9 protein-coding genes are annotated in these 14,269 nt (G+C 43.4%); 6 read left to right on the top strand and 3 right to left on the bottom strand.

Annotation, left to right across the window (positions count from 1 at the left end; all coding sequences use genetic code 11):
- Nucleotides 1-63 precede the first annotated feature (63 nt).
- Nucleotides 64-1,944 (top strand): AMP-binding protein, encoded by a 1,881-nt coding sequence (locus MARME_RS13770; RefSeq protein WP_013661873.1) that lies wholly within the window; start codon nt 64-66, stop codon nt 1,942-1,944.
- 78 nt (nt 1,945-2,022) lie between these two features.
- Here the strand turns inward: MARME_RS13770 and MARME_RS13765 are convergent, their stop codons facing one another.
- The 3 genes from MARME_RS13765 to MARME_RS13755 form a co-directional block, all read right to left on the bottom strand.
- A complete protein-coding gene (locus tag MARME_RS13765) occupies nt 2,023-3,612 on the bottom strand; it encodes an ABC transporter ATP-binding protein (protein WP_013661872.1) in 1,590 nt (529 codons plus the stop codon).
- Nucleotides 3,609-5,219 (bottom strand): ATP-binding cassette domain-containing protein, encoded by a 1,611-nt coding sequence (locus MARME_RS13760; protein ID WP_013661871.1) that lies wholly within the window; start codon nt 5,217-5,219, stop codon nt 3,609-3,611. Before MARME_RS13760 ends, MARME_RS13765 begins: the two co-directional genes overlap by 4 nt.
- Nucleotides 5,220-5,346: 127 nt before the next feature.
- Entirely contained in the window at nt 5,347-6,498 is a 1,152-nt protein-coding gene (locus tag MARME_RS13755; RefSeq protein WP_013661870.1) for a histidine decarboxylase, read from the bottom strand.
- Between the two features lie 214 nt (nt 6,499-6,712).
- Here MARME_RS13755 and MARME_RS13750 point away from each other — a divergent pair, with 214 nt between their 5' ends.
- The 5 genes from MARME_RS13750 to MARME_RS22800 all read left to right on the top strand — a co-directional run bounded on the left by MARME_RS13750 (nt 6,713) and on the right by MARME_RS22800 (nt 14,060).
- Nucleotides 6,713-8,995 (top strand): condensation domain-containing protein, encoded by a 2,283-nt coding sequence (locus MARME_RS13750; RefSeq protein ID WP_223294980.1) that lies wholly within the window; start codon nt 6,713-6,715, stop codon nt 8,993-8,995.
- Nucleotides 8,996-9,520: 525 nt separating this feature from the next.
- Nucleotides 9,521-10,180 (top strand): YoaK family protein, encoded by a 660-nt coding sequence (locus tag MARME_RS13745; protein ID WP_013661868.1) that lies wholly within the window; start codon nt 9,521-9,523, stop codon nt 10,178-10,180.
- Between the two features lie 339 nt (nt 10,181-10,519).
- Nucleotides 10,520-10,945, top strand: a complete 426-nt coding sequence (locus tag MARME_RS13740) for a MarR family winged helix-turn-helix transcriptional regulator (protein WP_013661867.1) — start codon at nt 10,520-10,522, stop codon at nt 10,943-10,945.
- A 38-nt stretch (nt 10,946-10,983) separates the two neighbouring features.
- Complete coding sequence (locus MARME_RS13735) at nt 10,984-11,640, top strand: aldo/keto reductase (RefSeq protein ID WP_013661866.1); 657 nt, start codon at nt 10,984-10,986, stop codon at nt 11,638-11,640.
- A gap of 611 nt (nt 11,641-12,251) precedes the next feature.
- Entirely contained in the window at nt 12,252-14,060 is a 1,809-nt protein-coding gene (locus tag MARME_RS22800) for a methyl-accepting chemotaxis protein (protein ID WP_013661865.1), read from the top strand.
- The last annotated feature ends 209 nt before the right edge of the window (nt 14,061-14,269 follow it).

Below are 14,269 nucleotides of genomic sequence, written 5' to 3'. Positions count from 1 at the left end.
TCGTCCCTTTAAGTTTGATTGATTTTGAATAATTGAGATAACAGATAAGCGAAGAACATAGATATGAAACAGGTCATGGAGCAGGTTAAAGAACCCTTTTCACATAAAGCTCAAAAGCAAGCCAGAGTTGCGGACAGTGTTACCAACGAAGCTTGGCGTGAAACGGAACTTGAGGATTACATTGCCCTAATAAAGCACAATCTTTTTGCTAAGCAAGTAGATAAAACGGCTTTAATTTTTGCGGGACAACACGTTTCTTATGCAGAGATGGCGGAGAGTGTTCTTCGTATTATGACGGCCTTTGAAAAAGACGGGCTGAGCTCGGGAATGGTGGCGGCGGTTTGCTTGCGTAAAAGCCCAGAGTTCATATTTACCGTGCTGGCTTGTACGTTGACGGGGGTGATCTGGCTGCCCATAGATATGGATTCGCCAGCTGAGCGTATGCACTATTTACTAGAAAATAGCCGAGTGGATCGTGTGATTAGTCAAACGCCGATTGAGGGTAAAGCGAACTTAGACATCGCATCTTTGATGCAAATACCTAAGATGGCTACCGAAGACAGTATTTGCTATAGCTTAGATGAAACCCCCGCTTACTATTTGTATACCTCAGGAAGCACAGGAACGCCAAAATGTGTTGTGCTTAATCATCGCGCGACAGCAAATGTGATACAGGAAACGGTTCAATGTTGGAACATCACTGATAAAGATTGTGTGATGGCTGTCACGCCTTTTCATCACGATATGTCGGTATTTGATATTTTTGCTACGTTATCTGTAGGGGCAACTTTGGTGCTTCCTAGTCAAGAGCAGCAAAAAGATGCTCGTGCTTGGGCTGAGTTAGTGGCGCGACATAATATCTCGATTTGGGTGAGTGTGCCGGCTATTGTGGATATGTTGTTTACGTTGAGCGAGCCCGAGCAACTAAGTTCATTGAGGCTCATTGCTCAGGGAGGGGACTATATTAAACCGACCCTTATCGAGCGGATAAGAGGCCTCTTGCCGAACACGCGTTTATTTTCGTTGGGTGGGCCGACAGAAACCACTATTTGGAGTATATGGCACGAAATTCAAGATCATGATCTTGACGCTATTCCCTATGGTAAGGCGTTGGCTTTCAATCAATATTATATATTGAACGATCAGTTACAGCCTTGCGAAGTAGGTGAAGTCGGCAAAATGTATATGTCAGGTATTAATTTATCAAACGGCTATTTGCTTGATGGTCAACTGATTAAAAATGACTTTCTGCAAATTCGCAATACTCAACAATGCCTTGAGACTGTGTTTCAAATGTCCGATTTGGGCTATGAGAGAGAGGATGGTTCTATTATTTTTGCGGGGCGAGAAGAAGGCTATTTGAAAGTTAAAGGTGTTAGGATTTCGGCGATCGAAGTAGAAAATGCGCTTTCAAAGCACTCGCAGGTTAAAGACGCTATTGTACTTAGCTGCTCTCATCCTGAGGACGACTTGACTGAGTTATTGGCGCTTTATACCAAAGACGATGCGGTATCTGAAATGGTATCTAAGGTAGAGTTAAGAGAATATCTAAAACGCTCATTGCCTCTTTCACACATTCCTACCAAATGGCTATCTATTGAACGCTTGCCTTTAACTGTAAATGGCAAGGTAGATAGAAAAACACTGGCGAAATTTGCGCAAGAACACTTCTTTCCTTTGTCGACTAGTGCGCTTTGTGCGGCGTCAGATATTCGAGATTCAGTGCTTAACGTATTTAAAGAGGCTGTTGAAGTCTCGGAGTCTGTTTCTATAAGCGAACAAACACTCTTGTCAGAGCTTAATCTTCGACCTAAGCAATTGATGAAAATATCCAAGCAACTGGCCGATATTTTCTCACTTCCTGTCGACTTTTATAAGATTGCAAAATGTCGGACCCTAAAAGATGTCGTAGCTTATTTAGAGAAACAGAGCTGCGTAGCTTAGGTATTTTAACGTTAATGAGTAGATGGAGCGTGACGTAAGCATACGTCACGCTTTTTGTGTGTAGGTAAATAGCAGAGGTTAGTTCGTTAAGTCGATTGTCATATCTGGTTGCCAATGGGCTGTTTCTCTGTGTGTCACAAAAATAATTGTGGCGTCGAGTGAGCGCAAGTTCTCAATGATTTCCTCTTCTGTTGCGTTGTCCAGAGCGGAGGTTGCTTCATCCAGTATGAGGATGGGCGCTCCTTTAAGTAGTGCTCTAGCAAGGGTGACACGCTGGCGTTCTCCACCTGACAAGGCAGAGCCTTGTTGTCCGACAGATTGATGAATACCTTGATCCGAACGCGCGATAACCGCATTCAGAGAGGCTTGGCGCGCTGCTTCTACTACTTTCTGATCACTGGCATCAGGGTTACCTATACGTATGTTGTCGGCCAGAGTGCCAGTAAATACGATTGCTTCTTGAGGTACGTAAGCTATATGAGTGGCCAGTTCTTCATAGGAAAAATCGCTCAATGCCACTTCACCAAGGGTAATTTGGCCTGATTCTGGGTCATCAAATCGCATCAATAGCTCTAGTAAGGTGCTCTTGCCGCTGCCGCTGGGGCCTAAAATGCGTACCCTGCTGCCCTGTGGAATAGTCGTGTTGATTCCGTTTAATACTGGTGCGTGAGTTACCTCTTTTACTTGTAGTGGGTAGTGTTGAGGTGCTGGTTTGGGGTCTTTAGGTTCCGTCAATTGCGGTGCATGGGTTGTATTTTTTAGGCTCTCCAAAGAGGCTTTTAGATCATTTAAGCTTAGGCCTGCAGAAGCCAGTTCAACTAATGGTGCAGAAGCTCGTCCAGTTAATACGATGATCGCCAATAACAATATGGCATTTGTTTCACCTTCAAGAAGTATAAAGCCTGCGATACCCGCTATCGGTAGAATACTAGCCAGTGTCGAAACAAAAATGGCGAGAGCCGACGCTAAGTTGGTTTTAGCCAGTTCTTTTTCCTGTGCTTGCCAGCGTTTACTTATGCGCTCTATTGCGCCGATTGGGCCTGCGGCACTTCGTAATAGCTCAAGGTGGTCGACAAATTCTAGTGTCGCTGCTGTTGTTTGATTCTCATTCTGATGGCGTTTGGTATCGGCTCGTTTTAGTGCGCGTTGTGAGAAAAATTGTGCTAGCAAGGATAGGGCTAATAAAATGCCAGCGGCGAAGGCTGTTTTAATGCCTGCGACATACCCAATGCCTAGGATTAAGCAAGCGGGTAGTAAGGGAGCATGAAGAAAGCGTTGCAGTTGGTGAGCTGGAATGCTCATAAAGCCGGGAATGCCTTGTCCTGCTATGCGTGCGATTTGTGCTCGATGATCATTGTCGAACCAGGACAGTTTGGTTCGTGCCAATGCGTGCCCGAGGGCGGAATATAAGTCTCCTGCTAGCCTGACGCCGGTGAGATAACCTGCGCGGTTTACGATCACAGTGACAAACACGGCCAATCCTGCGCTCGTGCAAACCCAAAAGGGCGACCAATGATTGATCAAGGCCACAGCGAGTATGGTGTATGCAAAGGCTTCTAATCCTGCAACTAATATCCAGCCCAGACTTACGTTTATAATGCGCTGCCGAGCGGCTGTAGGCAGAGCGGAGAATAGTTTATTATCGGAGCGCTCTATCGTCTCTTTCATTGTTGGTTCTCCGATGTCATTGTCCTATTTAGCTCAAGTTTTGTGGCGGCGTGTACGGCGAGAGTCTCGTCGTGAGTGATCATGATGATTGTTTTGTCATCTTCTTCGGCTAGGTGTTTCAGCTCGACCATTAGACGCTCTACTTTTGTACTGTCTAGAGCGCTGGTGGGCTCATCCAGCAGGATAATCTTGGCGTCAGATAAGAACGCCCGTGCTAGTCCGAGGCGTTGGCGTTCACCGCCCGAGAGGATGACGGCAGACGTTTCCAGTGGAATGTTTAGTTGAGCTCGTTGTAGACCCGCTTCTAACTCGCTATCACTAGCATTGGGTGCTGTTAGACGTAAATTCTCTGCAACCGTTGCGGGGAGTACATCGCTTCCTTGAGGAATAAGCAGAACGTTCTTATGGCGAGTTAATTCATTTAGCTGCTGAATGTCGGTCTGTGCTAGGGTGATTTGGCCAGATTGTAAGGTTTCCTGACCCGCGATGATGCGTAACAAAGTGGTTTTTCCCACACCGCTTGGCCCAGTAATGATGTTTACAGCGCCGCTTTTGAAGGTAAAGTTTAGCGGGCTTTGTAAGGGAACGTCATCGATAGACATTTGTGCGTTCGTTAGAGTGAGAGGCGACGTATTTTCTAGAGACGTTGTTTTACCGGTAGGTAAAGGGGCCTGCTCTAAAAGAGATATGATTCTTCCCATCGCGCCCTTACCAGTACTGACATAATCAAGGCCATGGCCAAGCCTTAATGCCGGGGTAACAATCGCAAGACTAAAAAATATTGTGGCAGCTTGGGTTTCAATGTTGGCATCAAAGGTGATTAAGTAGGCTATTGCAAATGTGGCAACGGCTTGCAATAGTGCGACGGCCATGCCTGCCAGAGTTGCAACTTTACCGACCCACATAACCATACTGCTCGTAAAGCGCTTAGTTGCGTCGTCATAGGCTGCAAGCGCTCCAGATTGTCTACCGTATATTCGGTTGACTCGAATTCCGCGGGAGTAGTCATCGACTGCTGTAATAATTTCCCCCATTACTTTCATTCGGGCTTGGCCATCCCGTGCATTGATATGAGGGACAACGATTAGGTAGTAAAGTGAAGCCAATATTCCTGGTAATAACGCCCAAAGAGCAGATAGCCCTGCCATGTGAATCAGTAAAGCAATCGCGGCCAAAGGGACAATTACAAAGTTAGCGGCTTCTGCCGGTAAATGAGCAACCATGTGGTGTAATTTCTCGACATCATTCGAGACTAAGTCTCGCAAGCTTTGGTCGCTATGTTTGGCTAACGAGTGGTTGGGAAGGCGTACCAAATGGTTTGCAATTTGTCGGCGTAATCTGGCAGAAAAAGCGGATTCTCCATCGTGGGCGAGCCATGAGGCTAGGGCGGATGAAAAAGAGCCTAGTAGCCATAACCCTATTGCCATTGCAATCCAGAAGGGGGATAGTTCTTCGAGCAGTTGGGTTAAGCACCAAAGCGCTGCCAACATAGCCAACCCTGACAGCGACGAAATAACAGCGCCTGCCATGAGTTTTTTTAAAGCTGGCTGCAACGAATGCGCCATAGAGGGGTGAGTAAAGAGTGTAAGTAAAGAAGATTTACTCATGCAGATGCTCTCCTTCGTCTATGATTCCGCTTGTTCATAGGCAAAATATCCTTTTGGTTTTGATGTGGTTTTTGTTAGCTCTGGGCCAAACGGGGGTTGATAAAATGTACGTTTTGCCTCGCGGTACTCAAACGTAAGTCGAGCACTGAGGGAGTGTTGTTTGATCGAGGATGATGGCGTCGATTAGTTGATCGAGCTTTTTTGTGTCCTTATTATGCGGCATCGTAATTAAATGGGCTTTGTTACCCGATATGGCTAAGTGAAACTTCCGCCAAACGTTTTCAGATGGGCGAGGAAAAACAACCGTAACAGAGTTCGGGTTGCGCCAAGCAGGTATATTTTCAGCTTGCAGTCTTTCTACAGCGTATTGGGCTAAGGATAAGCAGTGTTCAATAGAGTGTCGCCAATCTGAAGCGGACTTTGATTGAATGGCTGCCCACATCATTAAGACCGAATGACCATTTCGTGAACCACTAATGGTTTGATCTTTTGCGGAAATATAGTCGATATCGACAGAAATCCGTTCAACATCTTTACGTCTTGCCACTACTATGCCGCAAGGGATAGGGCTACCTATCATTTTATGACCTGACACACTGATCGAATCGATGCCGTCAGCAAAACTGAAAGGTTGAGGTGAGCTTACAAAAGGTAAAATCATACCGCTTAATGCGGCATCTGCGTGCAAATAGAAGTCGTTTCTATCAATGCCTATTTGCTTAAGTCTTATTTGTATTTCATCGATATTATCGATCGCCCCTGACATGGTAGTGCCGATGTTGGCGAATATGATCGGCTGTTTTTCTTGGTTTAATTTAATTTTAGTGGTGAGATCATCGATGTCGATTTCGCCCGTAGCGGTGGTCTCAATAAGGCAAGACTTCATGCGCAATAGCTTAACTATTTTCGCCACCGAATAGTGCGTTTCCTTCGAATAATAAAGCGTTGAATTCGGAAAAAGCTCTCGTGCTATGTAGCATCCGAACATATTTCCCTCAGTACCGCCATTGGTGACATAGCCCCAGCTGTCTTCTGAATCAATATGAAACAGCTCTGAGAAATAGTTTAAAACATCTCTCTCGAAATCAAATGAGTTCAGGGCGTAATTGCTTGGTTCGCGCCAATCGCCACAATTATTGAGTGAAAATTTAAGAAACTTAAATAGATGTGAATAATCAAAATCAGCAGATTCAGGATAGCCAATATTAAAGTATTGATGCTCTAGACAGTATTGCCAAAAATTATTTAGCTGCTCTTGGTGCGTTGCTGAGAGGTTCATGATCATCTCCGTATGTATTTAAGACTCTACTGGCCGAGATCGGCAGTAGAGTTGAACTCGATAGAGGGTATCGCTTGACAACTAAGATTATACTAATAATAATGAGAATGATAATCAATATAATTTATATAAAAGTATTTTATTAGTTTTATATATGCAATTCTTGCGAAAACAGCCTTTAGGAGAAGACTTCCCAGTCAATAAAGGCATCTGATTGAAACGTCTGTTAGCCAGCGTTGCAACGTCTCGTATTGATTGTCTAAGAACTTCCTTAATTGGTCGTTTAATTTTTCACATTATGAATACAGGTCCCAGTATGTTTTTACAGGCTTCCGATATTTGCGAAGAAACCCCATCGAGTGTTACTGATTATGAAGAAAGGATTTGGCTATTACAGTTACAACAGCCTGAAGAAGTATCAAGGTCTATTAGTGCTTGGAAATTAAGTGAGGATATTAATCTTGACGCATTAGAAGGTGCGATACTCAAGGTTATTGAAGATGTGCCAAGCTTGAGTTGTCGATATGATTTTAATGACGAAGGAGAGGTCGTTAAATATTATGTGCGAGATGAAAATTTTAGTTTAAGCACTTTTTCTATAGAAGTTGAGATACCTCATTACCTGTCTCAGAGAGCGGCTTTTGATTGGCAAGCAGATCAACATCCGCCTTGTTATGCTGCTATTGTTTATGCTCTTCAAGAGCGAATTTTAGTTCTAGAATATCATCCGATCTTAGGTGAAATTACTTCACTAGAGGGCATTATTGATAAGATAACGCAGCAATATCAGCTGCTGTTGACCAAAGACAATTCTATATATACATCGCCTTTTGAGCGCCCTTTAGAACCCTCTCAAGAGAATCAATCAACAAACAATGTTTCACCGTCTGAAGATGCGGATTCGGTTGCTAATCTGATTCTAGATGAGTTTCGTTCCGTATTACATGAGCCTAATTTGTCACTTGAAGATGACTTTTTTGACTGGGGAGGGCATTCGTTATTAGCGACTCGAGTAATTGGAAAGCTGAATCAAAACTATGGCTTCGAGTTGAATTTTAATGACTTTTTTCGTTCTGCTACCGCTAAGGCATTGGCTTTGCAAGTGTCATCGACCAACAGCACTCTTAGCCAACAAGCAGAGCCTATTTTACATCACGCAGATTCAGCACCGCTCACGTTAGCGCAAGACTTTCTTTGGCAAGCTTATTCTGGCTACGATTTTAGTCCGATTTACAATCTTCCGTTTGCGATTACATTTTTAAATGAAGTCGATGAGAGTACTTTCTACAAAGCCTTTGAAGATGTATTGATACGTCATTCTGGTTTACGCACTCAGTTTCAGGTTCAAAAAGGTGAAGTGACCCAGAAGATTGTTTCTAGTGATGATCTAAGCGACTACAAGTGGTTTTGGCGAAGTGACGAGAGTGATGGTATAACGCTGTCTGATGAAGCGGGCTACAAGTTTGATCTCACTCAAGAACTGCCATTGAGAGTGCGTTTTATGGCTAGGAGTGGCGGAAAGCCACAAGTGTTGTCGATGTTGGTACATCACATGGTCATTGATGAGTGGTCGTTAAATACAATTATGCAGGATCTTTCTAAAGCGTACTTATCGCGCTCTAGTGACGAACTCCCTTACTGGTCGGAGCCTGTTCCCAGTATTTCCGAGTTTGCTCGATCACAAGCTCAACAGGGTGTGAATGCAGATCATCTTAGATATTGGACGAAGCAGCTTGAAGGGGCCTCGAAAGGTCTAAATTTGGTTCACCTGGAACCGGATCCATCGAGACAAGAAAAAACTGGTAGCATTAGCAGTTCGGCTGAATGGGCGGAGCTAAACTTGGGACTGGATGCGTTTTCTAAGTTGACCACTGTCGCTAGACAGTATCAGACCTCTCTTTTTGGGGTTTTATACTCTGCGATTGCCTTATCACTGCACAGTTACAGTGACTCGGATGAGGTGGTTATCGGAACTTCCGCATCTGGCCGAACGGAAGCGAATTTTTTTGATACTGTTGGTTATTTTACGACTATGGTTGCACACCGAGTCCGCTTTAATCAGCATCGTTCCGTAGCCGGTTTAGTGACAAGTGTGAGCGAGCAAATCAACGACTCTATGAGTTACGCTGATATTCCTATCAACTTGATTCAAGAAGCGGTTGGATGTCCGATAGAGGAAGGGTTGATGTTTGATGTGTATGTGCATATCCACTCAAACAATGCACTAAATGGCGCTTTAAAAAGTGCCTCTGGTGACCTCTTTTATCAGCAGATTCCACCTGAAAAAAATGACTCGATGTTTGGCCTACACTTCGAGATCATGGATGATGTTTTGCCTAACGGAGAGCACTCTCTACGTATCATCATAACGTATCAAAGGGAGCGCTATTCGAAATCACAAATCGAACAGCTTTCAAGTCGACTGAGCCAAATCTTGAATAGAGTGTACGTTGATGATTTGCAAGACTTAGCGCTTGAACAGTTTTATTCCTACTGATTTTTTGAAGTTAAATAATCACTCCTGCGAAAGCAGGAGTCTAGGAAGTACTTCGCAGTTTAGGCTATCTCTCCATAAAACCACCGCACAGTAAATTGGGCTAGTCTCGAAGTTGCGCTTTACAACACAAACTGAAAAGCTCACATAACTTTGCTCTATTGGTTAAGTCGCATTAAATTGTTGGAAGTGACAGCGACCAAGGCTAGGTGAGTTGGTGTTCAGTAGCGTAATCAGTTTAGTGGCAGAGCAAACAAGATCAGAAAAAAGGGTCTGAGGTGAGACTTGCCAATCACCTGCGATCTGGGTACAACTCTAAGGTAGATGAGCGAAAACGCTCAACCAAGAGTGTTCTTAGTCTGATTTAGGGGTAAGTGAACTTGAAAATACTCCGCAAAGACACAGGAAGATCGTATCATGAAAAAGCCCCTCCTAAATAAAGAGATGGCGGCTCAATAGACGGTTATAACTGCGGCCGCGCCGCGCCGTATAACCTTTAATTGTTATTTATAAAGGGGTGTTCAAGCATTGATTTCACAACTGCCAAAGTGGGTAGAGCTTGGGGCCTTCTTTTTGGCTTTGATCGCAGGTTGCATTAATGCAATTGGTTTGCTCGGGTTTGAGCATCAGTCTGTGTCGCATTTGTCTGGCACTGCTACCTTACTTGGCACTGAATTTCTAAGCTCATCGTTCCGAAAAGCATTTCATCTTGTAGGTATTTTGCTTTCTTTTTTTTGTGGTGCTTGCATTGCTGGCTTCTTACTACATGATTCAGCTCTTAAATTAGGCCGACATTACGATACAGCATTATTTATTGAATCCATTTTGTTGTGTTTATCGTCATGGCTTTTAATTTCAGGTTCATTTTACGGACATTTTCTCGCTTCGGCTGCGTGTGGGCTTCAAAATGCACTTGCTACCACCTACAGCGGCGCAATTATTCGAACCACTCATATCACTGGTATTGTTACCGATCTAGGAATAATGTTTGGTTCTGTGTTCAAAGGGAAAGCTCTTGATAAGCGGAAAACAAAGTTATTTTTATTTATAATTTTTGGTTTTATTCTTGGCGGTACGTGTGGTGCGTTGCTTTACATCGAATTTGCGTTTAAGGCTTTGTATGTTCCGGCGGCCGTATGTTTAATCATGGCGCTGAGCTATCGTGTTTATGCCAAAATTCACAGCTAATGAGCCTATCTGCTAGCTATTTTTGCGTTGTATTCTAAATCAACCAAAAATGAGAATACAACAGCTCATATAGGACTCTCAACTACGAGTGATACCGGACATCCAGCAGTTTACTTTTCCCAACGTCAGCGCGCTAATTCCAGGTTTCAAACCTATAGATTTGATTGGTGAGTATCTTGCTTATTCATCGGTTTATTATACCAATGTGCTTTCCATAGTATGGCTGCGAGAGTGGCGTGTCAGGAGATAGTAAAGATCGTTAGACGTCTCTCTTTTAAAAATAAACTTGAATATAGCTAGGTACCTAGCTGTATTGCGTTGATATTAGGGGGAGAGTTGATGGAAAAGTATGAAAAGAGTCTTGGTCACTGGATCAAGCGGTTTTATTTGTTAAGTGCTAGAGAAATGGATTGTCTACTTCAGCCTTACGAATTAGGGCGTACACAATGGTATGTTATGCATCATGTAGGTGAAGCCGGTACTCTGCCACAAAAAGACTTACAGTCAATTTTAAATATCGAGTCTGCAACGCTGACTCCGTTAGTTTCTGCGTTGGTAACCAAAGGGTGGCTTTTACAGCAACCATCACATACGGACCGACGCAGTAAAGTCCTAAGTTTAACTAAAGCGGGAGCTGAGCATTTCAAGGCGGTTCCGAATCCAATCGTTAAAGCAAGAAAAAAAGCATTGACTGGAATAGATCCATTGGAGGTTGAGCAAGCCAGAAAGATGTTAGAGCGCGCTGTTCGTAATTTGGAGGAATGACATGCAACCAAAATTAGGCAATAAAGTTATCAACCGGATTGATCAAAGAAGCGTTATTCCCTTATTCAAAGAACCTGATAGTTTCAACCAAGGTTGGTGTTAAGGTCGGAGTAAGTGGTCGTCCAGAACCGGCTGCAACGGCAGATGAAATTGAAGTTACTGTGAAACGAGATCTTGAAAACCTTGGGAAACCTTCATTAGATCTTGTGTTTTTAAGACTGGCGGGCGGCCCACTAAAAGGTTCTGGAGTGCCATTAGTGGAGTCAATGGAATGCCTTGCTGAGCTTCAAAAAATGGGCTTAATTAAACATATAGGGTTAAGTAGTGCGTCAATCGAGCAAATAGAAGAGGCAGCCTCTATCGTCAAGGTAGACGCGGTTCAAAATGCCCATTTTTTTGGAAGTCGAGACTCTTCTGATGTCGTTCACTTCTGTGACGCCGCTCAAATTCCTTTTTTTGCTTATTTCCCTCTAGGTATGGGCATGCTCATTCAAAAGAAAATTGATCTAGAATCTTTCGCTAAAGCACATAGTGTGTCAACGCAGCAGATAGCTTTGGCGTGGTTGCTTGCGTTATCTCCTACGATTGTGCCAATTCCAGGGGCTTCCAATATTGAGCATCTGAGAGAAAATGTCGCTGCTCTAGATATCAAACTTTCTCAAAGAGAAATGGAAGCCATACAGCGTCTTGTTTGACATGACTGTATATAAGCATTAGTTCTAACACAGGCTAAATAAAGTTCTAATACAGGCATCCCATAGCTTTGCTCGGTTGGTTAGGTCGCCTCAAATTGTTGGAAGCGAAAGCGCCTAAGATCAGATTAATCGGCGTTTTAGTCGCGTAATCCGTTGAGAGGCAGAGCAACCAAGATCAGAAACAAGTGTCCGAGGAATTCGACTTGCCAATCACTTACAACCTGGGTAAAACTACGTCGATAGACGAGTAAAAACGATCAAAAAAAGTCTTCTTAGCATGATTTATGGTCACTCCATGTAGAATCCCAAAATGCACTAATACGTATCACAGCCAGATCCATTTTGTGAGGTTGTATTCACTTTTAATAAGCGTCTATCTTATAAATAACGCGAGGGAAGATATTAACCTTCTTGCTCACTCCTGCCTTAAAAATAGGCTGCTTCTCTGATAAGACTGAAGCTCATAAGACTGATTCGTACCTTTCCTAGCAAACCATGCCATGTTTGATGGCTACTTTTCTAATGTCTCTCTATCGGAATGGGCATGAATATTGCCTTTAGTTAGTGAGTTTCTCATTCGTATCTTCATCATCCGCTGTAGAGGTCATAACATGTTAAATAGATTATTTAAAAAACAGAAAGCACCTCGTTTCGTTATTGACGATAGCCGCCTAAATGACATCTCTCAAAATCAAGATTCTGAAAAAAACCAACAGAATAGTACTCTTGAAACTTATACTCATGGTGTGTCTAGCGCACTGAATTTTTTGCAAAATTTACTCAGGTTTGCAAGTACAGCAGGGGAAGCTCAAGACAGTTTAATGCGCGAAATAGATGTTCGTTCTCATAATTTACGTACTGGGTTGAGCCAAACACGCGAAGAAATAGAAACCAGTACTAATGGCGCCAGCCAAGTTAGGGAGAATACTCGACAGTCGGTCGAGCAAAGAACCCTTGCAATCAGTAATGAACTGGCTCGTATTAGTCACGAATTGGACGCTAAAGCAGAAGGGGCGACTAAGGTTCTCAATAATATCGAAGACATCGGAAAAGGCATTCAATTGCTTGCGCTCAATGCCACTATTGAAGCGGCTCGTGCGGGAGATCAAGGACGAGGTTTTGCGGTCGTTGCGAAAGAGGTTGGTGAGCTTGCTAAAAAAACCATGGTACAAACCAATGAAGCGGTAAAACTGATTGATTTATCCAGTGTGACTCAGTCTCTTCAGAAAACGATGAGCACAATTGATCAGGAGCTCAACACGTTGGATGTGGAAATTGCGTCTTCCTTATCCGATATCCAAGCGCGTTTTTCTCAAATGTCTGATCGTTTAGAAACTATCAGTGAACACAATTCAGTGGTATTTGAATTGCTCGAAGCCAGTAAAGAATCCTCAAATCGAGCTATAAATAAGGTAGGTTGGGCTTCTGATATAACCCAATCTTTAGACTCTTATCTTACTCGCGATGAGGATTTGATCGAAGATGGCATTAACCAATTTTTAAAAGCCAATCATGTCTACAATACGCCTTCATTTGATAAATTAGCGGATATTAAAAAGCGTGGCGTCATTCGTGTTGCTGTAGACCCTGCATTGGTTGGTGTGACATTTCGCCGTTCATCCAATGGCGCTATTCAAGGTCTGGATGCGGAGTATGCCAGAGCCTTTGCTGATTGGTTGGGGGTCAAATGTGAATTCATAGAACATCCTTGGGATCTTCTAACCGAACTGTTGTTTGCAGGAAAAGAAAAGGGCCAACCCAACGCGGATGTGGTTTGGTGTGCCGTACCGCCTAGTGATTTTTATCAAGGTATTGCCTTTTCAGACACCTACACCTACCTCAAGTTTGTCTTGTGTCGCCAAGCCAATGACTCCTCAATCAAGCATCTGTCTGATTTAGAAGGCAAGGTGCTCGGAGTAGTTAATGACCCCGCTGCCTTAACCACGTTAGAAGAACAAGGTTTTCGTTGGGCAGAAAATGAGCACAAACCTGGCGGCAAGATAAAACTGTCAAACCTCATCGCTTATGGAGACATCTCAAGGGTGCACGATGCTCTGGCTAATGGCTCGATTGATGCTTTTGCCGCCGACCATCCTGTATTCCATTGGGCGTCGGTTAACCCGGCCAGTCCTTGGCATAACAAGGTCGAAGTGATTAACAGTATTTTACCTGATCCGTTTTATTACTCCGCGGTGGTCTCAGAGGAACCTTCTTCTTATCATCTATTGAAAGCCATCAATGACTTTATAGAGGAATTCAAACAAACGTCTAAGCGCTTAGACATTGAAAAAGAATGGCAAGGTGAGGCGATTGACCACACCCTTAGTTACCGAGACGAAGCGGGCGACCTGAAAGGCATTGATGAATTGCAATCGCTTTACTTAGAGCATCAAGAGAAATATTCCCTGATTGAAGCTTAACGTTTTATAGTGCAAATACTAATTGATAACTTATAAAGAAACCTTCTTCTTAGTTATTTCGGCGTTTTGGTTTTCTAATAAGACAGGCGCCCCATAACTTTATTGACGCCAAATCGATAACTCGTTCGTTTCAAATAACATACTCAAGGATGAGGAAGTTTCTCTTGGTATTTAACGATAGCGTCGAGATCAAGAAGCTAGTTTGTCTG

Origin of the sequence: Marinomonas mediterranea MMB-1 (genome assembly GCF_000192865.1) — a bacterium.
Classification (GTDB): Bacteria; Pseudomonadota; Gammaproteobacteria; order Pseudomonadales; family Marinomonadaceae; genus Marinomonas; species Marinomonas mediterranea.
The sequence above is the reverse complement of the archived record's forward strand: the minus strand, read 5'-3'. Positions and strand labels throughout refer to the sequence as shown.